A 24,783-nucleotide genomic window follows, 5' to 3' on the forward strand; every position below is an offset into this window, starting at 1 on the left:
GCCGCGGTGCTGCTCGCGGGCGGCGGCGTGCTGTTCGCGGCCCGCCGGCGCCGCGACCCCCGCTGACCCGCACGGCGCACAGGCCGAGGGGCGGCACCCCCGCACGGGTGCCGCCCTCGGCCTGTCGTGATCCGGAGCCGCTGCCGATCGGTGAGGGTGGTCGGGTGACAGACAGCGGCTCCGGGGTCCTGCGCCCCGTCGGGGGTCAGCGGTGGTCGCTGCCCTGCGAGGTGACCGCGGCGCGGCCGGCCTCCAGGCGGGCGACCGGGATGCGGAACGGTGAGCAGGAGACGTAGTCCAGTCCGACCTCGTGGAAGAAGTGGACCGACTCGGGGTCGCCGCCGTGCTCGCCGCACACGCCCAGCTTCAGGTCGGGCCGGGTCTCGCGGCCGGCCTTCGCGGCCAGCTTCACCAGGGAGCCGACGCCGTCCTTGTCGATGGTCTCGAACGGCGACACCCCGAAGATGCCCTTCTCCAGGTAGGCGGTGAAGAAGCTGGCCTCCACGTCGTCCCGGGAGAAGCCCCACACCGTCTGGGTGAGGTCGTTGGTGCCGAAGGAGAAGAACTCGGCCGCCTCCGCGATCTGACCGGCGGTCAGCGCGGCCCGCGGCAGCTCGATCATCGTGCCGACGGACAGCTTGAGCGAGGTGCCGGTGGCCGCCTCGACCTCGGCGATGACCTTGTCGGCCTCCTCGCGGACGATCTCCAGCTCCTGGACGGTGCCCACCAGCGGGATCATGATCTCGGCGCGCGGGTCGCCCTTGGCGCCCCGGCGCTCGGCCGCCGCCTCCGCGATGGCCCGCACCTGCATGGTGAACAGGCCGGGGATGACCAGGCCGAGGCGGACCCCGCGCAGGCCCAGCATCGGGTTCTGCTCGTGCAGCCGGTGCACGGCCTGGAGCAGGCGCAGTTCGTTCTCGTGCGGCTCCTGCCGGGACTCGGCGAGGGCCACGCGGACCGACAGCTCGGTGATGTCGGGCAGGAACTCGTGCAGCGGCGGGTCGAGCAGGCGGATGGTGACCGGCAGGCCGTCCATCGACTCGAAGAGCTGCACGAAGTCCTGCCGCTGCAGCGGCAGCAGCGCCTTCAGGGACTCCTCGCGCTCGTTCTCCGTGTCGGCCAGGATCAGCCGCTCGACCAGTTCACGGCGGTCACCGAGGAACATGTGCTCGGTGCGGCACAGGCCGATGCCCTGGGCGCCGAACCGGCGGGCGCGCAGCGCGTCCTCGGCGTTGTCGGCGTTGGCGCGCACCCGCAGCCGGCGCTTGCGGTCGGCGAACGCCATCATCCGGTGCACGGCCTCGACGAGTTCGTCGGCGTCGTCGGCGCCCGGGTGCATCCGGCCCTCGAAGTACTCGACGACCGGGGACGGCACGACCGGCACCTCGCCCAGGTAGACCTTGCCGGAGGAGCCGTCGATGGAGATCAGGTCGCCCTCCTCCACGACGTGCCCGCCGGGCACGGTCATCCGCCGGCGCTTGGTGTCGACCTCCAGCTCCTCGGCGCCGCAGACACAGGTCTTTCCCATGCCGCGGGCGACGACGGCCGCGTGGGAGGTCTTGCCGCCGCGGGAGGTGAGGATGCCCTCGGCGGCGATCATGCCGTCCAGGTCGTCGGGGTTGGTCTCGCGGCGGATCAGGATGACCTTCTCGCCGGACCGCGACCACTTGACGGCGGTGTAGGAGTCGAAGACGGCCTTGCCGACGGCCGCGCCCGGGGAGGCGGCGATGCCGCGGCCCACCTGGGCGACCTTGGCGTCCTCGTCGAAGCGGGGGAACATCAGCTGGGCGAGCTGGGCGCCGTTGACCCGGCACAGGGCCTCGGCCTCGTCGATCAGGCCCTGGTCGACGAGCTGGGTGGCGATGCGGAAGGCGGCGCCCGCGGTGCGCTTGCCGACGCGGGTCTGCAGCATCCACAGCTGGCCGCGCTCGATGGTGAACTCGATGTCGCAGAGATCCTTGTAGTGGTTCTCCAGGGTCTCCATGATCTGCATGAGCTGGTCGTACGACTTCTTGTCGATCGACTCCAGCTCGGCGAGCGGCACGGTGTTGCGGATGCCGGCGACGACGTCCTCGCCCTGCGCGTTCTGGAGGTAGTCGCCGTACACGCCCTGGTGGCCGGAGGCGGGGTCGCGGGTGAAGGCGACACCGGTGCCGGAGTCGGGGCCGAGGTTGCCGAAGACCATGGAGCAGACGTTGACGGCGGTGCCCAGGTCGTGCGGGATGCGCTCCTGGCGCCGGTACAGCTTGGCGCGGTCGCCGTTCCAGGACTCGAAGACCGCCTTGATGGCGAGGTCCATCTGCTCGCGCGGGTCCTGCGGGAAGTCCCGGCCGCACTCGGTCTTGACGATCTTCTTGAACCTGGTGACCAGCTTCTTGAGGTCGGCGGCCTCCAGTTCGGTGTCGACCGTGACCTTCTTGGCCGCCTTCGCCGCCTCCAGCGCGTCCTCGAACAGCTCGCCGTCGACACCGAGGACGGTCTTGCCGAACATCTGGATGAGGCGCCGGTAGGAGTCCCACGCGAAGCGGTCGTCCCCGGCCTGCTTGGCCAGGCCCTGCACCGACTTGTCGGACAGGCCGATGTTGAGGACGGTGTCCATCATGCCGGGCATGGAGAACTTGGCGCCGGAGCGGACCGACACGAGGAGGGGGTCGTCGGCCTGGCCCAGCTTCTTGCCCATGGACTTCTCCAGGGCGTCGAGGTGTGCGCTCACCTCGTCCCGCAGGGCGGGCGGCTCCTCGCCGCTGTCCAGGTAGACCTTGCAGGCTTCCGTGGTGATGGTGAAGCCGGGTGGCACCGGGAGACCCAGATTGGTCATCTCGGCGAGGTTGGCACCCTTGCCGCCGAGGAGGTCCTTGAGGTCCTTGTTGCCCTCGGTGAAGTCGTAGACGAACTTCACGGTGTCAACACTCTTACCGTGCCCAGCTACCTGGGGATCTTTGTTTTCCGACACGGGTCTCGACTCCTCGAGGACGCGGTGGCTGCCCTGACGGCGAGGAATGTACCCAGATCAAAGGCCCGTGGGTACGTCCACTTGTGCGTCGTGCGCCTGTAACCACCTGCTCGCCAGTGGATCGAAAGTCAAGGCTTGGCAAGCCCTGGCCGCCGCATGTTTTCACTTCTTGAACGCAGCCCTGCACATAAGGCCACCTTGTCCGCTCACTTGAGCGGCGATCAGCACGTCTGTTTTCGCTCGATGAACGATCATCGAATGGCACTGAGTGCCATCCTTTCCAGAAGTGCAGCCGCTCAAGATCCGCTCATCTGAGCGCAACCCTTATCAAGGGTGGCGAGAATCACGCTGCCACAACGGCCCGGATTTCACCATGCGGACCCGTGCGGCCCCCGGCTGAACACACCGCCCGGCACGGCCGTACGGAACGGCGGCGGACCCGGACCCCCACGCCGGGTCCGCCCCCTCACCGACTGCCTCACGGGTACGGAAGGACCTCCGGGTGCCTGTCTCCACACGCCTGCGCCGGCCGCGTCCCGCACCGGACGCTCCGGAAGCCTCCGCCTCACCCGGCACGACCGGCCCCGGCGAGCCCCCGGCGGACGAGCCGTCCGGCCGTCTCGCCCGGTGGCGCCGGGACCGGCCCCGCGCCGCCCGGAACCTGCGCCTGACGGTGCACGTCCTCGCCGCCGTCCTCGTCGTCGGCGCCCTGCTGCTGCCCAACGCGGGCGGCGCGCTGCGCCCCAACCGGTTCACCCGCATCCCCGCCGAGGCGGTCATCGGCGCGGTGCTGCTGCTCGTCCTCCCGCGCCGCCCCCGGACCGTGGTGGCCGCGCTGTGCGGCACCGGCATCGGCCTGCTGACGGTGCTGAACCTGCTCGACATGGGCTTCACCGAGTACCTGGGCCGCGGGTTCAACCTCGTCCTGGACTGGGAGCTGTTCGACGACGCCCACGCCTACGTGGCGGACACGACGGGCGGGACCGCCGCCGCGGCCGCCGCCGCCGGCCTGGTGCTGGCGGTGCTGCTGCTGGTCGTGGCCACCGCGCTGGCCACCGTGCGGCTGGGCCACCTGCTGCACCGGCACCGGGACCGGGCGGGTCAGGGTGCGCTCGTCACGGCCACCGCGTGGATCGCCTGTACCGCGCTGGGCGTGCAGATCGCCGGCGTGCCGGTCGCCGCCGACCGGGGCGCCGACACGGTGCGGGAGCAGGCCCGGCGGGTGGTGGACACCCTGCGCGACGAGGCGGCGTTCGCGAAGGAGGCACGGTCGGACACCTTCGGGGCCACGCCCCCCGGCCAGCTGGTGCCCGGCCTGCGGGGCAAGGACGTCGTCCTCGCGTTCATCGAGAGCTACGGCCGCACCGCCGTCGAGGACCCGGTCGCCTCCCCCGACGTCACCCGCACCCTGGACGCGCGCACCGAGGCGCTGGCGAAGGCCGGGTACCGGGCGCGCAGCGGCTGGCTGACGTCCTCCACCTACGGCGGGAGCAGCTGGCTCGGCCACTCGACCGCGCTGTCCGGCCTGTGGATCGACAACCAGCAGCGCTACCGCACGGTCACGACGGCCGGCGACCACCTCACCCTCACCGAGGCGTTCCGCCGGACCGGCGCCTGGGACACGGTCGGGGTGATGCCGGGGGTGCAGAAGGCGTGGCCGGAGGCCGAGTGGTACGGCCTCGACAAGGTCTACAACGCCTTCGAACTGGGCTACCGGGGGCCGAAGTTCAGCTGGTCGACGATGCCCGACCAGTACGCCCTGGAGGCGTTCGAGCGGCTGGAGCACGGCCGCGAGCGTGACCGGCCCCTGATGGCGGAGATCATCCTGACCTCCAGCCACCAGCCGTGGGCGCCGCTGCCCGAGCTGGTCGACTGGGAGGACCTCGGCGACGGCTCGGTCTTCCACGCCGTCCACGACGCCGGGAAGCAGCCCGGCGACATCGTCACCGACACGACCGCGTCCCGTGAGGAGTACGGCAGGTCCGTCGCCTACTCGGTGGAGAGCCTCACCCGGTGGCTGGAGCGCTACGGCACCGACGACACCGTGCTGGTGTTCCTCGGCGACCACCAGCCGATCGCCCGGGTCAGCAGCAGCGACGCGAGCCGGGACGTGCCGGTGTCGGTGGTCGCCAAGGACCCGGAGGTGCTGGAGAAGATCTCCGGCTGGAACTGGACGGAGGGGCTCACCCCGGCGAAGGACGCCCCGGTGTGGCGGATGGACGCCTTCCGCGACCGCTTCCTGACCGCCTACGGCTCCACCCCGCACCCCACCACCGGGTGACACGGCCGGGGCGGCCCCGGCGCCGCGCCCCGGTCGTCATCCGGCCGCGACCCGGCCGCTACCCGGTCGCGATCTTGCCGCGACCCGGCCGTGACCTCGGACGACACCCCGTGCCAGACCCGGGCCGACGCGCCCGTCCGTTGTACGGAACCCCCTGTTCCACGCGCGTTCCTGTTGCTAGCGTGCCGCGCTACGCAAAGAAATTGACCAAGGAACCGTGATCATGTCCAGTCCTTCCCGTGAGCAGTGGGGGAGCCGCGCAGGTTTCCTGTTCGCCGCGATCGGATCGGCGATCGGGCTCGGCAACATCTGGCGCTTCCCCGCCGTTGCCTACGAGAACGGCGGCGGAGCCTTCCTCCTGCCGTATCTCGTCGCGCTGCTGACCGCAGGCATCCCGTTGCTGATCCTCGAGTACTCCATCGGCCACAAGTACCGGAAGTCGCCCCCGGCGGCCTTCCGGCAGATCTCCCGGCCGGCGGAGGCGATCGGCTGGTGGCAGGTCGCGATCTGCTTCGTGATCGCCGCCTACTACGCCGTCATCATCGCCTGGGCCGTCCGGTACATCGGCTACTCCTTCGGCGAGCAGTGGGGCGAGGACGCCAACGCCTTCTTCTTCGGCGACTTCCTCCAGGCCGCCGACGCGCCCGGCTTCGTCTCCGACTACGTCGGCGGGGTGCTCTGGCCGCTGATCGCGGTGTGGGCGGTGGTACTGGTCATCCTGGCGCTCGGCATCCGCAACGGCATCGAGAAGGCCAACAAGTTCTTCATCCCGCTGCTGGTGGTCTTCTTCGTCGTCCTGGTGGGCCGCGCGCTCACGCTCGACGGTGCCGGCAAGGGGCTCGACGGTCTGTTCCGGCCGGACTGGTCGGCGCTCGGCGACGGCAGCGTGTGGGTCGCCGCCTACGGACAGATCTTCTTCTCGCTCTCCATCGGCTTCGGCATCATGATCACGTACGCCTCCTACCTGCGGAGGCGGGCGGACCTCACCGGCACCGCGATGGTCGCCGGATTCGCCAACAGCGCCTTCGAGATCCTCGCGGGCATCGGCGTCTTCGCCACCCTCGGCTTCATGGCCGCGGCCCAGGGCGTCGGGGTGGACGAGGTCGCGAGCTCCGGCATCGGCCTGGCGTTCATCGCCTTCCCGACGGTCATCTCGCAGATGCCGATGGGCGCGCTGTTCGGCGCGCTGTTCTTCGGCTCGCTGGTGATCGCCGGTCTGACCTCGCTGATCAGCATCGTGCAGGTGGTCATCGCCGCCGTGCAGGACCGCACCGGCATGCGCCGGGTCCCGGCGGTGCTGGGCGTCGGCGGAGCCATCGCCCTGGTGTCGATCCTCCTCTTCCCGACCGACAGCGGCATCTACCTGCTGGACGCGGCCGACCACTTCATCAACCAGTACGGCGTCGCGCTCGCCGCGCTGGTCGTGCTCGTCGTCGTGGGCTGGCTCCTGCGCCGCCTGCCCGCCTTCCAGCAGCACGCCAACGAGGCCTCCGCGATGCGGCTCGGCCGCTGGTGGCTGATCTGCCTGGGCATCGTCACCCCGCTGGTGCTCGGCTGGATGATGGTCGACAGCCTGCGTGCGGAGTTCTCGGAGAACTACGAGGGCTACCCGACCTCGTTCCTGCTCTGGGCCGGCTGGGGTGTCGCCGCCGGCGCGGTGATCGTGGCCGTGATCCTCAGCCTGCTGCCCTGGCGCTCCGCCGGCGCCGAGCCCATCGAGGAGGCTTCCGGGTCCGCCGCGGAGGCGGGCGTGGGTTCCGGTTCCGGTTCCAGCTCCGGTTCCGGCTCCGCGGCGATCGAAGAGGAGAAGAACTGATGTCGACGAGTGCGATCATCATGCTGATCGTGGCCATCGTGATCGTCTGGGGCGGTCTGGTGGGCGCCATCGTCCACCTGCGCCGGCACCCCGAGCGTCCCGAGGACGACGGGCCCGCGCCCGAGCCGACGGCCTGAACGGTCCGGTGACCCCCGTACGGCTCCGCTCCCGCCCGGAGCGGGGCCGTACCGCATCCGGCACTCCCCCGCACGGCCCGGGACATCGCCCGGCCGGTGCGGCTCAGCCGCCCGAGGTGTCCAGTTCGGCCTCCTCGCCGACACCGGCGCAGTCGTAGGGGTCGTTCAGCCAGCCGTCGGGCAGCGCCACCCGGTTGTTGCCGGAGGTGCGTCCGCGGGGGCCGTCGGCGCCCGCCGGCCAGGGCTGGTCCAGGTCCAGTTCGTCGAGCCCGGCCCGCAGTTCGGCCAGCGAGGACGTGACCGCGAGCCGCCGGCGCATCTCGGAGCCGACGGCGAAGCCCTTGAGGTACCAGGCGACGTGCTTGCGGAAGTCGGTCACCCCGCGGGCCTCGTCGCCCATCCACTCGCCGAGCAGGGTGGCGTGCCGCACCATGGCGTCGGCGACCACGCGCAGCCCGGGGCGCACGGCTTCGTGGGCGCGGCCCTCGAAGGCGGCGACCAGGTCCGCGAACAGCCACGGCCGGCCCAGACAGCCGCGGCCCACGACGACCCCGTCGCAGCCGGTCTCGCGCACCATGCGCAGCGCGTCCTCGGCCGACCAGATGTCGCCGTTGCCGAGGACGGGGATCTCCGGGACGTGTTCCTTCAGGCGGGCGATGGCGTCCCAGTCGGCCGTGCCGCCGTAGTGCTGGGCGGTGGTGCGGCCGTGCAGGGCGATGGCGGTCACGCCCTCCTCGACGGCGATGCGCCCGGCGTCCAGGTAGGTCAGGTGGTCGTCGTCGAGGCCCTTGCGCATCTTCATGGTGACCGGCAGGTCCCCGGCCCCGGCGACCGCCTCGCGCAGGATGGCGCGCAGCAGGTTCCGCTTGTAGGGCAGGGCGGAGCCGCCGCCCTTGCGGGTGACCTTGGGGACCGGGCAGCCGAAGTTGAGGTCGATGTGGTCGGCGAGGTCCTCGTCGACGATCATGCGGACGGCCTTGCCGACGGTCGCCGGGTCGACGCCGTACAGCTGGATCGAGCGCGGCGTCTCGCTCGCGTCGAAGTGGATCAGCTGCATGGTCTTGTCGTTGCGCTCGACCAGCGCCCGGGTGGTGATCATCTCGCTGACGAACAGCCCCTTGCCCCCGCTGAACTCGCGGCACAGGGTACGGAAGGGGGCGTTGGTGATCCCGGCCATGGGGGCCAGCACGACGGGCGGCGACACCGTGTGCGGGCCGATCGCCAGGGTGGATCCGGGGGCGGCGGTGGGCGTGGGCATTGCCCCATTGTCCCGTATCCGCGCGGTGCCCGGCGCGCAGGCCGGCGTGGCCTCGGCGGTGGCGTCCACCAGCCGGCAGCTGGGCGGCACCCTCGGGGTCGCGGTGGTCGGCGCGGTGCTGGCGGCGGGCGTGGGGTCGTCGTCGTACGCGGACGCCTTCGTCCCCGCGGCGCGGCCCGCCTGGTGGGTCCTCGCCGGGTGCGGGCTGGCGGTGCTGGTGGTGGGCGCGCTGACCTCGGGCCGCTGGGCCCGGGGGACGGCGCTGCGCACGGCCGAGCGGCTGGAGTCGGCGGAGATCCGCGAGGCGGCCGGCGTGGGGCGGTGACCGGTCCGGGCCCGATTCCCGCCCGGGGTACCCCTGTTGATGTTGGTCTTGCTGCACACTCCTTGTCGTCCCGGTCCCCCGGACCGGGCCGCACGGTCAGGTCGAGACCCGCACGCGGATGCCGGAGGCGTCATGCCGCAGATCGACACGAGCAAGGTCAGCCGCTGGGACCAGCACGGGCGTGAGCACGTGGTGCGCGTCCGGCGCACCGGAGTGCAGCGCACGATCAGCTGCGACACCTGCGGCTGGCGGAGAGGCGCACAGTTCCTGCCCTGGCTGAAGGCCCAGGAACACCTCGCCGAGGCCCACCAGGCGACGGTGGACCCCACGGCGGCCTGAGCACAGGCCGCGACGGACCCGAACCCGACGGCGGCCCGGGCGGGGCACGGGGCTGCCCGTGCCCGGTGGACACCTCGCGGGGTCCTTGCGGGTTCGCGCCGGTCCTCGCGGGCGGGCTCAGGGCCGCAGCCCCCGTACCAGCAGGTCGACGACCTGCTCGAAGTCGGCGTCCACGGCCGGGTCCGTCCACTGCGGGGCGTAGGCGGGGTCGTGGAAGCGGCCGGTGGCCTGGAAGACGGCCCGTGCGGTGGCCTCCGGGTCGGTGCCGGAGAAGACCCCGGCGGCCGTGCCCGCGGCGACGATGCGGGTGAGCTGGCCGGTCAGGTCGTCGATGTGCTCGGCGACCGCCGCGCCCTGCTCACCGGCCAGCACCGAGTAGGTGGCGAAGAGTTCCGGGTCGTCGCCCGCCTTGCGGCGCTTGGCGGCGAACAGGGTGGCGAGCCAGTCCCGCAGCCGGGCCTCGGGGTCCCGGGAGTCGTCGTCGGCGATGCCGCCGAGCGCCTCGGAGGTGCGGTCCAGCCAGCGCTTGGTCACCGCCTCCCGCAGCGCCGCCTTCGTCCGGAAGTGCCGGTAGACGGTGCCGTGGCTGACGCCGAGCGCCCGGGCCACGTCCACCACGGTGGCCTTCGCGGGGCCGTGGCGGCGCAGCACCTCCTCGGTCGCCTCGAGGATGCGCTCGGCGGTCAGGGTCTCGGTCGCTGCCATGCCTAGACCGTACCCGGCGCCCGGTTCACTCCTTGGTGCCGAGCAGTGCCATCTGCGGGGCCGGGTAGCGGTCGCCGGCGGCGGAGCCCTGCGGTACGGCCCGCTCGATCGCCGCCAGGTCGGCCGGGTCGAGGACGACGTCGAGGGCGCCGAGCGATTCCGTCAGCCGTTCCCGGGTGCGGGCGCCGACCAGGGGGACGATGTCCTCGCCCCGGGACAGCACCCAGGCGATGGCGATCTGCGCGACGGAGACGCCCTTGGCCGCGGCCACCTCGCGCAGCGCCTCGACGAGGGTGAGGTTGTGCCGCAGGTTGTCGCCCTGGAAGCGGGGCGAGTGGGCCCGGAAGTCGTGGGCGGCGAGCGTCCGGCCGGCGGTGAAGTGGCCGGAGATCAGACCGCGGGAGAGGACGCCGTAGGCGGTGACGGCGATGCCGAGTTCGCGGGTGGTCGGCAGGATCTGGTCCTCGACGGCCCGGGAGAGGAGCGAGTACTCGATCTGGAGGTCCGTGACGGGCGCGGTGGCGGCGGCCCGGCGGACGGTGTCGGCGTCGACCTCGCTGAGGCCGATGTGCCGTACGTGGCCCTGCTCAACGAGTTCGGCGATGGCGCCGACGGTCTCCTCGATCGGGACGTCCGGGTCGGCGCGGGCGATCCGGTAGACGTCGATGTGGTCGACGCCGAGGCGCTGGAGCGAGTAGGCGGCGAAGTTCTTCACCGCGGCCGGGCGGCCGTCGACCCCGCCCCAGTTGCCGTCCGGGTCGCGCAGGGCGCCGAACTTGACGCTGAGCAGGGCCTGTTCGCGCCGGGCGGCGGGAGCGGTGCGCAGGGCCTCGCCGATCAGCAGCTCGTTGTGGCCCATGGCGTAGAAGTCGCCGGTGTCGAGCAGGGTGACGCCGGCCTCCAGGGCGGCGTGGACGGTGGCGATGCCCTCGGTCCGGTCCGCGTCCCCGTAGAGCGCGGACATGCCCATGCAGCCGAGGCCGAGGGCGAAGACCCGGGGGCCGGTGGTTCCCAGTGTGCGGGTGTGTGTCGTCGTCATGCCGTCCAGACTGGCATGACGAATGACAGATTTCAATATCTGTCATTCTTTAATCTGTCAGCGCGCCGCGCGCGGACCCCAGGACCCACGAGGGCCCGGAAACGCCGAACGCCGGGCCCCGGAAGTCCGGGACCCGGCGTTCTGGCCGGTCGTGAGCCGTCAGGCGCCGACGAGACGCGAGGCGAGGTAGCCCTCGATCTGGTCCAGCGACACACGCTCCTGCTTCATGGTGTCGCGCTCGCGCACGGTCACCGCGTTGTCGTCCAGCGTGTCGAAGTCGACGGTGACGCAGAACGGCGTACCGATCTCGTCCTGGCGGCGGTAGCGGCGGCCGATGGCGCCGGCGTCGTCGAACTCGATGTTCCAGTTCTGCCGCAGCGCCTGGGCGAGACCCTTGGCCTTCGGCGACAGCTCCGGGTTGCGGGACAGCGGCAGCACGGCCACCTTCACCGGGGCGAGGCGGTGGTCGAGCCGCAGCACGGTCCGCTTCTCCATCTTGCCCTTGGCGTTGGGCGCCTCGTCCTCGACGTAGGCGTCGAGGAGGAAGGCGAGCATGGCCCGGCCGACACCGGCCGCGGGCTCGATGACGTACGGCGTCCAGCGCTCGCCGGCCTCCTGGTCGAAGTAGGAGAGGTCCTGGCCGGAGGCCTTGGAGTGGGCGCCGAGGTCGAAGTCGGTGCGGTTGGCGACACCCTCCAGCTCGCCCCACTCGCTGCCGCCGAACTGGTAGCGGTACTCGATGTCAGCGGTGCGCTTGGAGTAGTGGGAGAGCTTCTCCTGCGGGTGCTCGTACCACCGCATGTTCTCCTCGCGCAGGCCGAGACCGGTGTACCAGTTCCAGCGCTGCTCCATCCAGTACTCCTGCCACTTCTCGTCCTCGCCCGGCTTGACGAAGAACTCCATCTCCATCTGCTCGAACTCGCGGGTGCGGAAGATGAAGTTGCCGGGCGTGATCTCGTTGCGGAAGGACTTGCCCATCTGGGCGATGCCGAACGGCGGCTTGCGGCGCGAAGTGGTCTGCACCTGGGCGAAGTTGGTGAAGATGCCCTGGGCGGTCTCGGGACGCAGGTAGGCGATGGAGCCGGAGTCCTGGGTCGGGCCGAGGTGGGTGGACAGCAGGCCCGAGAACTGCTTGGGCTCGGTGAACTGGCCCTTGTTGCCGCAGTTGGGGCAGTTGACGTCCGCCAGGCCGTTCTCCGGGGCGCGGCCCTTCTTCTCCTCGTACGCCTCCTCCAGGTGGTCCGCGCGGAACCGCTTGTGGCAGGCGGTGCACTCGGTCAGCGGGTCGGTGAAGGTGGCGACGTGGCCGGAGGCGACCCACACCTCCGGGGCCAGGATCACGGACGAGTCGATGCCGACCACGTCCTCGCGCGACGTCACCATGTAACGCCACCACTGACGCTTGAGGTTCTCCTTGAGCTCGACACCCAGGGGCCCGTAGTCCCAGGCGGCACGCTGGCCGCCGTAGATCTCACTGCAGGGGAATACGAAGCCACGGCGCTTGCTCAGGCTGACGATGGTGTCGATCTTGTCGGCGGCCACGGTGCTCTCTTCATTACGACGACGGTGACTGACTGGTGCGGCGCGAAGCGCCTCGGTGTGGGTGGTGGTCGGGAGACGTGGGGGCGGAGCGAGTGTGCTTCCAACCAAGCTCTCAGGCTACCGGCGTGGCCTGCTCCGGGACCAATCTGGCCCCGGGTCCACCGCCCTCACGGGCGTTGTTGACAACGGTTTCCATCATCATTGAAAATGACTGTCATGAACGTACGACGACTCATACCGACGGCCGCCGTGACCGCCGTCACCGCGCTCGGCCTCGGCACCCTCTCCGCCTGCGCCGGTGACAGCGCAGCGGCCGGCAACACCGACAAGTTCGACGTCGTCGCGTCGTTCTACCCGATGGCGTTCCTCGCCGAGCGGATCGGCGGCGAGCACGTGAACGTCACCAGCCTCACCCAGCCCGGCCAGGAACCCCACGACCTGGAGATCAGCGCCAAGCAGACCGCGCAGCTCCAGGAGTCCGACGCGGCGCTCTACCTCACCGGCCTCCAGCCCTCCGTCGACGAGGCCATCGGCCAGGCCGAGCTGAAGACGAAGATCGACGCGGCGAAGCTGACCTCCCTGGAGACCCACGCCGACGACGGCGGCCACGAGGACGAGCACGAGGACGAGCACGCCGACGACCACGGCCACACGCACGAGGCGGGCAAGAACCCCCACGTCTGGCTCGACCCGGTCAAGTACGCCGAGGTCGCCGAGGGCGTCGGCGCCGCCTTCGCGAAGGCCGACCCGGACCACGCGGCCGACTACCGCAAGAACACCGAGGCCCTCGTCGGCGAGCTGGGCGACCTCGACGCCCGCTTCGAGGCGGGGCTCAAGAACCGCGCCACCGACGTCTTCATCACCACCCACGCCGCCTTCGGCCACCTCGCCGGGCGCTACGGGCTGACCGAGGAGGCGATCAACGGCCTGGACCCCGAGTCCGAGCCGAGCGGCGCCCGCGTGAAGGAACTGGAGCGCACCGCGAAGGCCGACGGCGTCACCACCGTCTTCTACGAGACGCTGGTCAGCGACCGGACCGCCAAGACCCTCGCCTCCGACGCCGGGTTGAAGACGGACGTCCTCGACCCGCTGGAGGGCATCACCGACGCCTCCCGCGGCGACGACTACTTCCAGGTCATGGAGGCCAACCTGGCGGCCCTGAGGAAGGCCCTGGGAGCCAAGTGACCGTCCGACCACCGGAGGACACCATGCCCGATCCCGTGATCTCCCTGCGCGGTGTCCACGCCGAGCTGGGCTCCCGCCCCGTCCTGCGCGGCATCGACCTCACCGTGGGCCGCGGCGAGGTCGTCGCCCTGCTCGGCGCCAACGGCTCCGGCAAGTCCACGGCCGTGCGCAGCGTCATCGGCCAGGTGCCGGTCTCCGCGGGCGAGATCGAACTGTTCGGCACCCCGCGCCGCCGCTTCTCCGACTGGGCCCGCGTCGGCTACGTCCCGCAGCGCACCACGGCCGCCTCCGGCGTGCCCGCCACGGTCACCGAGATCGTCTCCTCGGGCCGCCTTGCGCGCACCCGCTTCGGCGTCTTCCGCAGGTCCGACCGGGAGGCGGTGCGCCGCGCGCTCGACCTGGTCGGGCTGGCGGACCGGGCGAAGGACTCCGTCGACGCCCTCTCCGGCGGCCAGCACCAGCGGGTGCTGATCGCCCGCGCGCTCGCCGCCGCGCCCGAACTGCTGATCATGGACGAGCCGATGGCGGGCGTGGACCTCGCGAGCCAGGAGGTCCTCGCCACCACGCTGCGCCACCAGGTCGCCGAGGGCGCCACGGTCCTCCTCGTCCTGCACGAACTGGGCCCGCTGGAGCCCCTGATCGACCGGGCGGTGGTGCTCCGCGACGGCTGCGTGCTGCACGACGGCCCGCCGCCGAAGGCCGCGGCCAGCACTCCCCCACTCTCGGCTTCGCTCGAGCGGGGGGACCCCCAGCCGGGCCACGACCACGTCCACCCGCACGCCGCCGCGGGTACCGAACCGATCCGCACGGGACTGCTGAGCTGAATCCGATGGACCTCCTCGACTACGCCTTCATGCAGCGGGCCCTGCTCGCCGCCGTCCTCGTCGGCATCACCGCCCCCGCGGTCGGCATCTACCTCGTCCAGCGCCGCCAGGCCCTGATGGGCGACGGCATCGGCCACGTCGCCATGACCGGCGTCGGCCTCGGCTTCCTGCTGTCCTGGTCCCCGGTGTGGATGGCCGCCCTGGTCTCCGTCCTGGGCGCCGTCCTCATGGAACTGATCCGCTGGTACGGCAGGACCCGCGGCGACATCGCCCTCGCGATGCTCTTCTACGGCGGCATGGCCGGCGGCGTCATGTTCATCAACCTCGCCCCGACCGGCTCCAACGCCAACCTCACCTCGTACCTCTTCGGCTCCCTGTCGACGGTCTCCCCGGCCGACGTCACGGCGATCTGCGTCCTCGCCACGTTCGTGATCCTGGTCACCCTCGGGCTGCGCCGTCAGCTCTTCGCGGTCAGCCAGGACGAGGAGTTCGCCCGCGTCACCGGCCTGCCGGTGCGGTTCCTGAACCTGCTGGTCGCGGTCACCGCCGCGGTGACCGTGACCGTCGCGATGCGAGTGGTGGGCCTGCTGCTGGTCAGCGCGCTCATGGTGGTCCCGGTCGCGGCGGCCCAGCAGCTCACCCGCAGCTTCGCCGCGACCTTCGCCGTCGCCGTCGCGATCGGCGTGAGCGTCTCCCTCGGCGGCACGGTCACCTCGTACTACCAGGACGTGCCGCCCGGCGCGACCATCGTGCTGCTGACCATCGGCGCGTTCGTCCTGCTCACCGCCCTAGCCGCACCCCTGGCCCGCCGCCGGGCCCGCGCCGCGGCCGCCGCGCGTCCCGCCGGGGAACCGGCCGAGTGCGTCATCCCGGCCGGCCGCACGAGCAGCGACGGCGCAGGCGTCTGACCGCCCGCTGGGCCGACTGGCACAATGGCCGCAGGCAGTGCAGACGTGAGGAGGCAACCGGTGACCACCGCTGGACCGCCCGTGAGGGGCCGCGCCACCCGGCAGCGCGCCGCCGTGGCGGCTGCGCTTTTGGAGGTCGACGAGTTCCGCAGCGCTCAGGAACTCCACGACATGCTCAAGCACAAGGGCGACTCGGTGGGACTCACCACGGTCTACCGCACCTTGCAGTCCCTCGCCGACGCGGGCGAGGTGGACGTGCTGCGCACCGCGGAGGGCGAGGCGGTCTACCGCCGCTGCTCCACCGACGACCACCACCATCACCTGGTCTGCCGTGGCTGCGGCAAGGCCGTCGAGGTGGAGGGCCCGGCGGTGGAGAAGTGGGCCGACACCATCGCCGCGGAGCACGGCTTCGTCAACGTGGCCCACACGGTGGAGATCTTCGGCACCTGCGCGGAGTGCGCGGCGGCCTGCGCCGACTGAGTCCGGATCGCCGAGGGGCCCGGAAGCCAGGTGGCTTCCGGGCCCCTCGCGCGTGCACCGGCCGCCCCGCGGGGCCCCCTCCGGGGGCCGGCGCGGCACCCGCCGACGACGCCCGGCGGGCCCGGCACCGGGCGGGCGTCAGCCCTCGCGCACCTCGGCGCGGCCCTCCATGGCCAGCAGCTCCTCGTTCGGGATCGCCCCGCCGAACCGGCGGTCCCGGGAGGCGAACTCCAGGCAGGCCCGCCACAGGTCGCGCCGGTCGAAGTCCGGCCACAGCACGTCCTGGAACACCATCTCCGCGTACGCGCTCTGCCAGAGCAGGTAGTTGGACGTGCGCTGCTCGCCACTGGGCCGCAGGAACAGGTCGACGTCCGGCATGTCCGGGTAGTACAGGTACTGCGCGAACGTCTTCTCGGTCACCTTCGACGGGTCGAGCCGCCCGGCCCGCACGTCCTCCGCGAGCGCCTGCGCGGCGTCCGCGATCTCCGCCCGGCCGCCGTAGTTCATGCAGAAGTACAGCGTGAGCCGGTCGTTGTCCTTGGTCTGCTCCTGGGCGATCTGGAGCTCCTTGGCCACCGACTTCCACAGCTTCGGCATCCGCCCCACCCAGCGCACCCGCACCCCGAGTTCGTCGAGGGTGTCGCGGCTCTTGCGGATGAAGTCGCGGTTGAAGTTCATCAGGAAGCGCACCTCGTCCGGCGACCGCTTCCAGTTCTCGGTGGAGAAGGCGTACAGCGAGATCGACCCCACGCCCATCTCGATGGCGCCCTGGAGCACGTCCACCACCCGCTCGGCGCCGACCTTGTGCCCCTCGGTGCGCGGCAGTCCGCGCTCCTTGGCCCACCGGCCGTTGCCGTCCATGACGATCGCCACATGCCGGGGCACGAGCTCCCCGGGCACCTTCGGGGGCCGCGCGCCGGAGGGGTGCGGTTCCGGCGTCCTGTACTCCCGTCGCTGACGCCCCAGGAACCCGCGTACGGCCATGTGTCTCTCGTCTCCCTCTGGCTGTTCGTTCTGTTCGCTATTTCTCGACGTACCGCAGGGAGCGCAGCCCGCGCTCCAGGTGCCAGTGCAGGTAGGCGGACACCAGCCCGCTGCCCTCCCGGACGTACCGCGCCTCGGTCGCGTCCGCGGTCTCCCAGTCGCCCGTGAGCAGCGCCCCGAGCAGTTCCAGCGCCTCCGGCGAGGGTACGACGCTGCCGGGCACCCGGCAGTCGCCGCAGACGGAACCGCCCGACGCGACGGAGAAGAACCGGTTCGGGCCGGGCATCCCGCACTTCGCGCAGTCGCCGAAGCTGGGCGCGTAGCCGTTGACGGCCAGCGAGCGCAGCAGGAACGCGTCGAGCACGAGGTGCGGGGCGTGCTCGCCCCGGGAGAGCGTCCGCAGGGCGCCGACCAGCAGCAGGTACTGCTGCACCGCCGGTTCCCCCTCGTGGTCGGTGAACCGCTCGGCCGTCTCCAGCATGGCCGTCCCGGCGGTGTAGCGCGCGTAGTCGGTGACGATGCCGCCGCCGTACGGGGCGATCGTCTCGCTCTGCGTGCACAGGGGCAGGCCGCGGCCCACCAGGTCGCTCCCCCGGGAGAAGAACTGCACGTCCACGTGCGAGAACGGTTCGAGGCGCGCGCCGAACTTGGACTTGGTCCGGCGCACCCCCCTCGCCACGGCGCGTACCCGGCCGTGACCGCGCGTGAGCAATGTGATGATCCGGTCCGCCTCACCCAGCTTCTGGGTGCGCAGCACGATGCCGTCGTCGCGGAACAGACTCATGCCGCCCATTGTCTCCTACGTTCACGGCACCTCATCGCGGCTGCGGGCACGGGCATGCGCCGTCGCCTCACGCAGCCGCTCCGCGGCGGTGGCCTGCCGCACGGCCTCCGGTTCCGCGTCCCACTCGCGGCCCCCGCCGTACGGTCTCAGCTGGACGTAGGGCCCCTCGTGGCCCATCACGACTCCGATCCGGCCGGTCACCGTGTCCACGACGTGCGCGCCGACGGCCGGCCTCACCGCACCACCGCCGCGAGCCGCCGCGCGGTGCGGACGGGGATCCGCCCCGGGCCGACGAGGGGACAGGGCGCCTCCCTCGCAAGACTCACCCGGGCCGGCCCCGGTGACGGCAACACAATTCCGGCCTTCGCTAACGCCGCCCGCAATTCTTTCACCACTTCCTCCGTTTCTCCGACGCAGCACGTCGAGGACCTGCCTCCACCGTGCTCCCCTTTCTTTTCGGCTTTCACTCTTCTCACCCCAAGGGTGAGGTCCCGTCCCTACACTCGGAAGAGTTTCGGGCGGTACAAGTGGGGGGCCGCACAAAGGGATTGATCGATGGCCAACGGTTCACGGCAGGCCGTGCGGGAGTTCTTCGGCGCGAACTGAGCCGGAGGCGTGAGGAGGTGGGTTTCGCGCAGGTGGCGCGGGGTCCGGGGGTCTTCGCCCCCGGCGCCTGAACCAGGGAGTTCGAACGGGCTATGCGGAAATGGCAAGGGGATGTGGAGCAGCGGATCGAGTCCGCCCCGCAAACCGACGGTATTTTCGAGCGGGTGCGGCGCACCCTGATACGCGACCGGCGGTATGCGGATTACTTCACCCCCGCCGATTCCCGCTCTTCTCCGGAGCCCGAGTGCGAAGTCGCCGGCAGAGTAACCGGTGTTGTGCCCACGGGGGGCAACAATGCGGGCGGCCGGCCAACTCCGGATCAGGACGCGGCAGCCACCGCGGCCGTACCCCGCACCGCTGCCAGCCGCAGGCCGACCTCGACCAGGGTCCAGCCGACCCGCGTCCGCAGCGGCCCCGGGCGCCGGGGGGCGCCGGCCGGGCGGCAGCTCCCCGCCTCGGCGCGGAGTTCCGCCGCACGGACACCGTGCAGGATGAGGTGCGTCTCGGGATGCATCGGGCGGCCTCTCAGTTCTTCGGGACGGGCATGAGGTGGGTGTGGATGCGCACCTGCTCGGTCTCCGGCGTACCCGTGTCGGAGGCCGGCGTGCGGTAGCTCGCGACGAGGTCGTGCATCTTCTCCACGAGTTCGCGGGCGGCCCCGGGCGTGAGGTGGAGCGTCCAGTCGCTCATGTCGGAGGCGTCGCGCCACTCCTGCGACCAGTCGTCGCGGGTGCCGAGCCAGGTCGCGAGCTCCCGGGTGTGCTGGTTGGCGACCTCGTGCAGGAACAGGTCGGCGGCGCCGCGCACTTCGGGGTCGCTGTCCTGGAGCAGGGCGGACTCGAAGCGGACGCCCTCATGGACGGCCTGCCACCACCGCTCGCGGCCCTTGCCGCGGTCCGGCGCGTCCTCCACGAAGCCGTAGGAGGCCAGTTGGCGCAGGTGGTAGCTGGTGGCGCCACTGGACTCCCCCAGTTTGGCGGCCAGTTGGGAGGCGGTGGCGGGACCGCCGCGGCGCAGCAGGTTGAGCAGCTGCATGCGCATCGGGTGCGCGAGACCGCGCAGCGAGCGGGCGTCAAGACTGTGGAGCTGCGGCTGGGAGGTTTCCGAGGATTCGGCCATGGCACGACCGTAGCAATGCAAAGAAGTGCTTGCAAGGATTTCTTTGCATTGAATCCTTTGCATCATGTTCTTTGCAGCGGGTCCTTTGCAGCGGTTCTTTGCATGGGGTGCGCTGCACCGGGCTCTCTGCGAACGGGACGCTGCCTCCGGACCGTTCGTCCGACCGGACGATGAACTGGCGATGACGCCGTCGGCGTGACGTTTCGCCCGGATCGCAACCGGGACCGGTGCCCGCGTGCTCCTCCCCGGCAGAACCGACACCCCTTGGTGAGGAGACCGACATGACCGCCACCGCTTTCGAGTACGGCCCGGACCATGTCTTCGTCGACCCCTACGCCTGCGGAGACGACTACCTGCTGTCCCCGCCGGACCCGGCCGACCGCCTCGACATCGTCCTCGACCCGCGTGACCGGCGGCGGCTGGACCTGCATGCCGCGCTGACCGCCGCCGGCATCCCGCCGCGCCCGGAGGACCGGGAGGCGATCGAGAGCCTCAGCGCGCTGCCGGGCAGCATCAACACCACCATCCAGCGCTGGCTGCACCACACGCTCTGAGCCGGGACGGCCGTCAGACCGCGCCCGGGGCCACCAGTCCCGACTCGTAGGCCACGATGACGAGTTGGGCCCGGTCCCGGGCGTCCAGCTTGCCCATGATGCGGCTGACGTGGGTCTTCGCGGTGAGCGGGCTGAGCCCCAGCGCCTCACCGATCTCCGTGTTGTTCAGGCCGCGTGCGACGAGGGTGAGGACCTCCCGCTCGCGGTCGGACAGGCACTCCGGGCCGTGGGCCACCGCGGGCGCCGGGGTGCTCAGGAAGCGCTGGATGAGGCGGGCCGTGGGCCCCGGGGAGAGCAGCGCGTCACCGGCGGCGACGGTCCGGACGGCGTCGAGGAGGTCGGCCGGCCGGGTGTCCTTGACCAGGAAGCCGGACGCGCCGGCGCGCAGCGCGTCGACGATGTTCTCGTCGGTGTCGTAGGTGGTGAGGACGAGCACCTTCACCCCGGCGAGGTCGTCGTCGGCCGCGATCAGCCGGGTCGCCTCGATGCCGTCCAGGTCGGGCATGCGGATGTCCATGACGACGAGGTCGGCGCGCCGGGCGCGGGCCAGTTCGGCGGCCTCGCGGCCGGTGCCGGCCTGGCCGACGACCTCCATGTCCGCGGCCGAGTCGACGAGCATGGCGAACGCCTCCCGCACGAGTCTCTGGTCGTCGGCGAGCAGCACGCGGATGGTCATCGGGCTCCCTGGGCAGTCGGGGTGGCAGGCGTCGTCGTCAGGGGCAGGCGTGCCGTCACGTGGAAACCGCCGCCTTCGCGCGGTCCGGCGTCGAGGGTGCCGCCCACGCTGCGGGCCCTCTCGCGCATGCCGGTCAGTCCGAATCCGGGCGGGCGGCCGGGCGGCGGGCCGGTGCCGTCGTCGGTGACTGACAGGTGCAGGGCGCCGTCCTCGGCCCGCAGGTCGACGCGGACGGCCGGGTCGGGGCCGGCGTGGCGCACCACGTTGGTCAGGGCCTCCTGCACGATGCGGTAGGCGGCGGCCCCGACGGCGGGCGGCACCTCGCCGGCCCGGCCCGTCTGCTCGACGCGGGCCCCGGCCAGGCGCGCGCTCGCCACCAGGTCGGGCAGACCGTCGAGTCCGGGCAGCGGGCCGCGGGCGTCGGCGCCGTGCTCGCGCAGCACCTCCAGGGTGGTGCGCAGTTCGCCGCGGGCGGTGCGGCAGACCTCGGCGATGTCGTCGAGGGACCGGGCGACGGCCTCCCGGTCGAGCCGTTCCGGGTCGGCGGTCAGGACGTGCGCGGCGACCGACGTGCGCACCCCGATGACGGTGATGCTGTGGGCGAGCAGGTCGTGCAGGTCGCGGGCGATGCGCAGGCGTTCCTCGGCGACCCGGCGGCGGGCCTCCTCCTCGCGAGTGCGTTCGGCGCGCTCGGCCCGTTCGACGATCGCGGCGACGTACTGGCGGTAGAAGCGGACGTCGACGCCGAAGACCAGCACGGCGACCGCCCAGCCGATGATGCGCAGCAGCTCCGTCAGGCCCTCGGGGTTGGTCAGCGCGTTCACGGTGAGCGTGCCGCCGATGACGACGGAGCCGATGAGCAGGGTGCGGCGCGGGGTGGTGGTCGCCGCCACCGTGTAGAGGGCGACCATGGTGGCCGCGACGGGCGCGGCGTGGGTGTTGTCCAGGGCGTGGTAGGGCGCGGCGGCGGCCAGCACCAGGAGGAGCACCGTTAGCGGGCGCCGGCGGCGCCACGGCAGCGGGAGGTGCGCGGCCAGCAGCAGTGTCCAGCCGAGCGCGTCGGGCGACCGGGCGGGGTCGACGAGCAGGGCCAGCACCAGGGCCGCGACGGCCAGGCACCCGGCCAGCACGGTGTCGTTGCGGACGGCGTGCGGGGCGGTCAGCGGGTCGCGGTTGAGCGCCGCCATCACCCGGTAGCCGATCCTGGACCGGCCGGGCGGCGCCTGCTCGGTTGTCGTCGTGGGCTGCGTCGTGGGCTGCTGCACGGGTTCATCCTCCCGGTGGAGGGCGCCCCGGCGGGAGGCCGGGGCGCCCTCGCGTCGTCGCACCGCCGCTACACCGGCTCGGGCTGCCGTTCCGGCCGGGCCGGCTCGGGGGCGTGGGAGAGCCGGCCCGGCCACCACAGCCGGCGGCGCAGCAGCACACTCGCCGTGGTGACGAGGTACGTGCGCACCAGGAAGGTGTCCAGGAGCACGCCGACCGCGATGACGAAGCCGAGCTCGACGAGGGCCACCAGCGGCAGGGTGGTGAGGACGGCGAACGTCGCCGCGAGCACGATGCCCGCGGAGGCGATGACCCCGCCGGTGGTGCGCAGCGCGGACAGCGCGGCGGCCTCCGGTTCGGCGCCGCCGACGGACTCCTCGCGCATCCGGTGCAGCAGGAAGATGCCGTAGTCGACGCCGAGCGCGACGAGGAACACGAAGGACAGCAGGGGCAGGCCGGGGTCGGTGCCCGCGAAGCCGAACAGCGGCTCGAAGACCAGTCCCCCCAGGCCGAGCGCCGCGCCCCACACCGCGACCACCGCGCCCAGCAGCAGCAGCGGCGCGACCAGGCTGCGCAGCAGGGCCACCAGGATGAGGAACACGGCGGCCAGCACCAGCGGCACGACGACCGACCGGTCCCGGGCCTCGCTGTCGGCGAGGTCGAGCCGCTGGGCGCTGGGCCCGCCGACGTAGGCGCCGTGGTCGTCGAGTCCGTCGCGCAGCGCCTCGACGGTGCGGGTCTCCGCCGGGGACTCGGGGGCGGCCGTGGTGAACACGGCGATCTCGGTCCAGCCGTCGCCCTCGCGGCCCGGGGTCACCTCCGCGACGCCGTCGGTGGCGCGGGCCTCGGCCACCACGGCGTCCGCGCGCCCGGCGGGTGCCATCACGGTGAGGGGGCGGCTGCCGCGCTCGGGGTACTCCCGGGCGAGCGTGTCCATGGCGGCGATCGACTCGGGCCGGTCGGTGAAGGAGTCCTCCTGCTTGAGGTCGCCGGTGAGGCCGAGCGTGCCGAGGGCGAGGGCGCCGAGGAGGACGGCACCCGCGGTGAGGACGGTCCTCGGGCGGCGGGCGGCGGAGGTGCCCATGACCGCGAACACGGTGCGCCGGGCCTTCGGTTCGCTGCCGAAGGCGGGGATCAGCGGCCAGAACACCCGGCGGCCCAGGAGCACCAGCACGGCGGGCAGCAGGGTGGTCATGGCGATCAGGGCGGACAGGACACCGATCGTGCCGACCGGGCCCATGCCGCTGCTGCTGTTGAGGTCGGCGGCGAGCAGGCACAGCAGTCCGGCCGCGACCGTGCCGGAGGAGGCGAGGATCGCCGGCCCGCAGCCGCGCAGGGCGACGCGCATCGCGTCGTAGGGGCGTTCATGGCGGCGCAGTTCCTCCCGGTAGCGGGACACGAGCAGCAGCGCGTAGTCGGTTCCGGCGCCCAGGACGAGGACGGTCATGATGCCGCCGCTCTGCCCGGTGACGGTGACGTCGAACAGCTCGTGCAGCCCGTATCCGGCGGCCATCGCCAGGGTGGTGGCGGCACCGGCGACGGCCAGCGGGACCAGCCACAGGAACGGGCTGCGGTAGATCAGCACCAGCAGCACGGTGACGACGCCGAGGGTGGCCATCAGCAGGGTGCCGTCGATGGTCTCGAACACCTTGTTCATGTCGGTGGTCAGCGCGCCGGGCCCGCCGACCTCGACACGCAGGCCGTCGCCGCCCTCGGCGATCTCGCGCACCCCGTCCACGAAGGCGGTCCGGGCCTCCTCGTCCTGGCCGGGTTCGGTGCTGGAGACCGGGAACATCAGCGTGCTGCCGTCCTCCGAGGGCACCCCGCGCGGGGTGCCCGCCAGCTCGTAGGTGTCCCCGACCTCGGCGACCTGCCCGGCGGCGGTCTTCCGGTCGGCGGCGGTCAGTCCGCCGTCACGGTGGTAGACCAGCACCAGGTCGGTCGCCTCACCGCCGGGCAACCGGTCCTGGATCCGCGCCACTTGCGTGGAGTCGGCGCTGTCCGGCAGATAGTCGGTGGCCCGGTTCTGCTGGATGCCGCCGAACTTCCCCGCCAGTGGCCCCACGAGGACGAGCGCGGCCAGCCACAGGCCGACCACCACCCACGGCACGGCCCGCCGCCGCGTCACACTGCTTCCGGCCCCCATGCGACGGGCCTCCCTCCGCTCGACTGTCCGGTCGCCTCCAGACTCCCGTCGGGGCGGGGCGGATTCGTCGGGCGTGAGGGCGAGTTGCGCGGTACTGCGCAGGGCGGTGCGCGGGCCGTACTACTCCCCGGGGAGTAACCGTGCCGGGGCCTCGGAGCAGCGACCGGCCTCAGCCGGTCATCCAGGTGCCGTCCTCCTCGTCGTCCACCCGTCCCTCCAGCTCCCGCAGGCCCATCCCGGCCTCCCACAGCTCCTCGAAGCGGCGCGTGCGGCTCCGCACGTGGTCGGGCCGGGCGTCGATCCGTGTCCGGGCGTTCACCTCGCGCAGGTCCCGCACGGTCTCGTAGGACACCTCCTCGTCGAAGACGACGCCGTCGCACGTGGTCCCGCGCGCCAGGTGCGGGGGCAGCTCCGGCAGCACCACGACCCGCACGTCGATGCGCAGCAGCTCCTGCTCCTCGCACAGCCGCAGCAGCGCGTCGTCCAGCTGCGCGGCGCGCTCCACCAGGAACAGCCGCCGCACCGGCACCCCGCGGTCGGTGATCGCCTCGTGCTGGGCGTCGAGGTAGCGGCCGGCGGGCTCGCTGTTCCAGAATCCCAGGTAGACGGAGGTACTGATGGCCCGCACGGACTGCTCGGCGGCACGGGTGAGGGAGAGCAGCCACTCGTGGTTCTCCCCCGGGCACTCCACGGCCGGCGAGGCGAGCTCCGCCACCTGCCGCGCGACCCGCTCCGTCTCCAGCCGGGCGAACTCCCGCAGCAGCGGGGGCCCTTCCACCGGCGGCCCGGTGCCTTCGGCCGCTTCGGCGCCGGCGGCCTCCCCGCCGCTGCGCCGCCCGCGGTCCGGCGGCACGGCCCG

22 protein-coding genes and 3 pseudogenes are annotated in these 24,783 nt (G+C 72.2%); 11 read left to right on the forward strand and 14 right to left on the reverse strand.

Features of this window, described 5'->3' with window-relative positions; translation table 11 throughout:
• Positions 1-205: 205 nt before the first annotated feature.
• Entirely contained in the window at positions 206-2,953 is a 2,748-nt protein-coding gene (gene ppdK / locus G3I53_RS03805) for a pyruvate, phosphate dikinase (protein WP_164333564.1), read from the reverse strand.
• 502 nt (positions 2,954-3,455) lie between these two features.
• Here ppdK and G3I53_RS03810 point away from each other — a divergent pair.
• From G3I53_RS03810 to G3I53_RS03820, 3 genes are all read left to right on the forward strand, one after another.
• Positions 3,456-5,234, forward strand: coding sequence for a CDP-alcohol phosphatidyltransferase (locus G3I53_RS03810; protein ID WP_164438015.1), 1,779 nt, complete (start codon positions 3,456-3,458; stop codon positions 5,232-5,234).
• 223 nt (positions 5,235-5,457) lie between these two features.
• Positions 5,458-7,050 (forward strand): sodium-dependent transporter, encoded by a 1,593-nt coding sequence (locus G3I53_RS03815; protein ID WP_164335225.1) that lies wholly within the window; start codon positions 5,458-5,460, stop codon positions 7,048-7,050.
• On the forward strand, positions 7,050-7,187 hold the full coding sequence (locus tag G3I53_RS03820) for a methionine/alanine import family NSS transporter small subunit (RefSeq protein WP_164335223.1): 138 nt from the start codon (positions 7,050-7,052) through the stop codon (positions 7,185-7,187). The genes G3I53_RS03815 and G3I53_RS03820 overlap by 1 nt, the downstream gene beginning before the upstream one ends.
• Positions 7,188-7,290: 103 nt before the next feature.
• On the opposite strand, the gene dusB is transcribed toward G3I53_RS03820, so the two are convergent.
• Positions 7,291-8,445 carry a tRNA dihydrouridine synthase DusB gene (gene dusB, locus G3I53_RS03825; RefSeq protein WP_164335221.1) on the reverse strand — a complete coding sequence of 385 codons (1,155 nt, stop codon included), beginning with the start codon at positions 8,443-8,445 and terminating at the stop codon, positions 7,291-7,293.
• 1 nt (position 8,446) lies between these two features.
• Between dusB and G3I53_RS03830 the strand changes: the two are divergent.
• Together G3I53_RS03830 and G3I53_RS03835 are read left to right on the forward strand one after the other, a co-directional pair.
• Positions 8,447-8,770, forward strand: a pseudogene (locus G3I53_RS03830) (MFS transporter); the annotation flags it as partial.
• Positions 8,771-8,902: 132 nt separating this feature from the next.
• On the forward strand, positions 8,903-9,109 hold the full coding sequence (locus G3I53_RS03835) for a hypothetical protein (protein ID WP_164332670.1): 207 nt from the start codon (positions 8,903-8,905) through the stop codon (positions 9,107-9,109).
• A 117-nt stretch (positions 9,110-9,226) separates the two neighbouring features.
• Here the strand turns inward: G3I53_RS03835 and G3I53_RS03840 are convergent, their stop codons facing one another.
• From G3I53_RS03840 to G3I53_RS03850, 3 genes are all read right to left on the reverse strand, one after another.
• Complete coding sequence (locus G3I53_RS03840; protein WP_164332671.1) at positions 9,227-9,814, reverse strand: TetR family transcriptional regulator; 588 nt, start codon at positions 9,812-9,814, stop codon at positions 9,227-9,229.
• A gap of 25 nt (positions 9,815-9,839) precedes the next feature.
• The gene (locus G3I53_RS03845) at positions 9,840-10,853 is read right to left on the reverse strand and encodes an aldo/keto reductase (RefSeq protein WP_164332672.1); all 1,014 of its coding nucleotides are present in this window, start codon (positions 10,851-10,853) and stop codon (positions 9,840-9,842) included.
• A 159-nt stretch (positions 10,854-11,012) separates the two neighbouring features.
• Positions 11,013-12,395 (reverse strand): glycine--tRNA ligase, encoded by a 1,383-nt coding sequence (locus G3I53_RS03850; protein ID WP_164332673.1) that lies wholly within the window; start codon positions 12,393-12,395, stop codon positions 11,013-11,015.
• A gap of 216 nt (positions 12,396-12,611) precedes the next feature.
• On the opposite strand from G3I53_RS03850, the gene G3I53_RS03855 reads away from it, so the two are divergent.
• Genes G3I53_RS03855 through G3I53_RS03870 form a run of 4 tightly spaced genes read left to right on the forward strand, consistent with a single transcriptional unit; the run spans position 12,612 to position 15,792 of the window.
• The gene (locus tag G3I53_RS03855; protein WP_164332674.1) at positions 12,612-13,580 is read left to right on the forward strand and encodes a metal ABC transporter substrate-binding protein; all 969 of its coding nucleotides are present in this window, start codon (positions 12,612-12,614) and stop codon (positions 13,578-13,580) included.
• 23 nt (positions 13,581-13,603) lie between these two features.
• Positions 13,604-14,404, forward strand: coding sequence for a metal ABC transporter ATP-binding protein (locus G3I53_RS03860; RefSeq protein ID WP_164332675.1), 801 nt, complete (start codon positions 13,604-13,606; stop codon positions 14,402-14,404).
• Between the two features lie 5 nt (positions 14,405-14,409).
• On the forward strand, positions 14,410-15,312 hold the full coding sequence (locus tag G3I53_RS03865) for a metal ABC transporter permease (RefSeq protein ID WP_164332676.1): 903 nt from the start codon (positions 14,410-14,412) through the stop codon (positions 15,310-15,312).
• Positions 15,313-15,372: 60 nt separating this feature from the next.
• Positions 15,373-15,792 carry a transcriptional repressor gene (locus G3I53_RS03870; RefSeq protein WP_164332677.1) on the forward strand — a complete coding sequence of 140 codons (420 nt, stop codon included), beginning with the start codon at positions 15,373-15,375 and terminating at the stop codon, positions 15,790-15,792.
• Positions 15,793-15,930: 138 nt separating this feature from the next.
• Here G3I53_RS03870 and G3I53_RS03875 read toward each other — a convergent pair whose 3' ends face one another.
• From G3I53_RS03875 to G3I53_RS03885, 3 genes are read right to left on the reverse strand one after another with little or no spacing between them, the layout of a single operon-like run.
• Complete coding sequence (locus G3I53_RS03875; RefSeq protein ID WP_164337835.1) at positions 15,931-16,776, reverse strand: isoprenyl transferase; 846 nt, start codon at positions 16,774-16,776, stop codon at positions 15,931-15,933.
• 37 nt (positions 16,777-16,813) lie between these two features.
• Positions 16,814-17,560 carry a DNA repair protein RecO gene (gene recO, locus G3I53_RS03880; protein WP_164337834.1) on the reverse strand — a complete coding sequence of 249 codons (747 nt, stop codon included), beginning with the start codon at positions 17,558-17,560 and terminating at the stop codon, positions 16,814-16,816.
• Positions 17,561-17,581: 21 nt separating this feature from the next.
• Positions 17,582-17,797 carry a hypothetical protein gene (locus tag G3I53_RS03885; protein WP_164337833.1) on the reverse strand — a complete coding sequence of 72 codons (216 nt, stop codon included), beginning with the start codon at positions 17,795-17,797 and terminating at the stop codon, positions 17,582-17,584.
• A 318-nt stretch (positions 17,798-18,115) separates the two neighbouring features.
• Here G3I53_RS03885 and G3I53_RS33590 point away from each other — a divergent pair.
• Positions 18,116-18,375 (forward strand): annotated as a pseudogene (locus G3I53_RS33590) (transcriptional regulator); the annotation flags it as partial.
• Positions 18,376-18,485: 110 nt separating this feature from the next.
• Here the strand turns inward: G3I53_RS33590 and G3I53_RS03890 are convergent.
• Both G3I53_RS03890 and G3I53_RS03895 read right to left on the reverse strand, forming a co-directional pair.
• On the reverse strand, positions 18,486-18,680 hold the full coding sequence (locus G3I53_RS03890) for a hypothetical protein (protein ID WP_164337832.1): 195 nt from the start codon (positions 18,678-18,680) through the stop codon (positions 18,486-18,488).
• An 11-nt stretch (positions 18,681-18,691) separates the two neighbouring features.
• Entirely contained in the window at positions 18,692-19,285 is a 594-nt protein-coding gene (locus G3I53_RS03895) for a helix-turn-helix domain-containing protein (protein ID WP_164337831.1), read from the reverse strand.
• Between the two features lie 281 nt (positions 19,286-19,566).
• Between G3I53_RS03895 and G3I53_RS03900 the strand changes: the two genes are divergently transcribed.
• Complete coding sequence (locus G3I53_RS03900) at positions 19,567-19,839, forward strand: hypothetical protein (RefSeq protein ID WP_164337830.1); 273 nt, start codon at positions 19,567-19,569, stop codon at positions 19,837-19,839.
• Between the two features lie 13 nt (positions 19,840-19,852).
• Here G3I53_RS03900 and G3I53_RS03905 read toward each other — a convergent pair whose 3' ends face one another.
• From G3I53_RS03905 to G3I53_RS03920, 4 genes and pseudogenes are all read right to left on the reverse strand, one after another.
• On the reverse strand, positions 19,853-20,515 hold the full coding sequence (locus tag G3I53_RS03905; RefSeq protein WP_164337829.1) for a response regulator transcription factor: 663 nt from the start codon (positions 20,513-20,515) through the stop codon (positions 19,853-19,855).
• Positions 20,512-21,702 carry an ATP-binding protein gene (locus tag G3I53_RS03910; RefSeq protein WP_164438016.1) on the reverse strand — a complete coding sequence of 397 codons (1,191 nt, stop codon included), beginning with the start codon at positions 21,700-21,702 and terminating at the stop codon, positions 20,512-20,514. The genes G3I53_RS03905 and G3I53_RS03910 overlap by 4 nt, the downstream gene beginning before the upstream one ends.
• Positions 21,703-21,848: 146 nt before the next feature.
• Entirely contained in the window at positions 21,849-23,924 is a 2,076-nt protein-coding gene (locus tag G3I53_RS03915) for an MMPL family transporter (protein ID WP_164334117.1), read from the reverse strand.
• 169 nt (positions 23,925-24,093) lie between these two features.
• Positions 24,094-24,783: pseudogene (locus tag G3I53_RS03920) on the reverse strand (hypothetical protein); the annotation flags it as partial.

The sequence above is a fragment of the Streptomyces sp. SID14436 genome (assembly GCF_010548465.1).
In the GTDB taxonomy this organism is placed as follows: Bacteria; Actinomycetota; Actinomycetes; order Streptomycetales; family Streptomycetaceae; genus Streptomyces.

Bases quoted from the DNA above. Each gene is read 5' to 3' on its own strand.
- G3I53_RS03815 (WP_164335225.1), top strand. From the start codon at position 5,458: ATGTCCAGTCCTTCCCGTGAGCAGTGGGGGAGCCGCGCAGGTTTCCTG.
- G3I53_RS03820 (WP_164335223.1), top strand. From the start codon at position 7,050: ATGTCGACGAGTGCGATCATCATGCTGATCGTGGCCATCGTGATCGTC.
- dusB (WP_164335221.1), bottom strand. From the start codon at position 8,445: ATGCCCACGCCCACCGCCGCCCCCGGATCCACCCTGGCGATCGGCCCG.
- G3I53_RS03835 (WP_164332670.1), top strand. From the start codon at position 8,903: ATGCCGCAGATCGACACGAGCAAGGTCAGCCGCTGGGACCAGCACGGG.
- G3I53_RS03840 (WP_164332671.1), bottom strand. From the start codon at position 9,814: ATGGCAGCGACCGAGACCCTGACCGCCGAGCGCATCCTCGAGGCGACC.
- G3I53_RS03845 (WP_164332672.1), bottom strand. From the start codon at position 10,853: ATGACGACGACACACACCCGCACACTGGGAACCACCGGCCCCCGGGTC.
- G3I53_RS03855 (WP_164332674.1), top strand. From the start codon at position 12,612: ATGAACGTACGACGACTCATACCGACGGCCGCCGTGACCGCCGTCACC.
- G3I53_RS03860 (WP_164332675.1), top strand. From the start codon at position 13,604: ATGCCCGATCCCGTGATCTCCCTGCGCGGTGTCCACGCCGAGCTGGGC.
- G3I53_RS03865 (WP_164332676.1), top strand. From the start codon at position 14,410: ATGGACCTCCTCGACTACGCCTTCATGCAGCGGGCCCTGCTCGCCGCC.
- G3I53_RS03875 (WP_164337835.1), bottom strand. From the start codon at position 16,776: ATGGCCGTACGCGGGTTCCTGGGGCGTCAGCGACGGGAGTACAGGACG.
- recO (WP_164337834.1), bottom strand. From the start codon at position 17,560: ATGAGTCTGTTCCGCGACGACGGCATCGTGCTGCGCACCCAGAAGCTG.
- G3I53_RS03890 (WP_164337832.1), bottom strand. From the start codon at position 18,680: ATGCATCCCGAGACGCACCTCATCCTGCACGGTGTCCGTGCGGCGGAA.
- G3I53_RS03895 (WP_164337831.1), bottom strand. From the start codon at position 19,285: ATGGCCGAATCCTCGGAAACCTCCCAGCCGCAGCTCCACAGTCTTGAC.
- G3I53_RS03900 (WP_164337830.1), top strand. From the start codon at position 19,567: ATGACCGCCACCGCTTTCGAGTACGGCCCGGACCATGTCTTCGTCGAC.
- G3I53_RS03905 (WP_164337829.1), bottom strand. From the start codon at position 20,515: ATGACCATCCGCGTGCTGCTCGCCGACGACCAGAGACTCGTGCGGGAG.
- G3I53_RS03910 (WP_164438016.1), bottom strand. From the start codon at position 21,702: ATGGCGGCGCTCAACCGCGACCCGCTGACCGCCCCGCACGCCGTCCGC.
- G3I53_RS03915 (WP_164334117.1), bottom strand. From the start codon at position 23,924: ATGGGGGCCGGAAGCAGTGTGACGCGGCGGCGGGCCGTGCCGTGGGTG.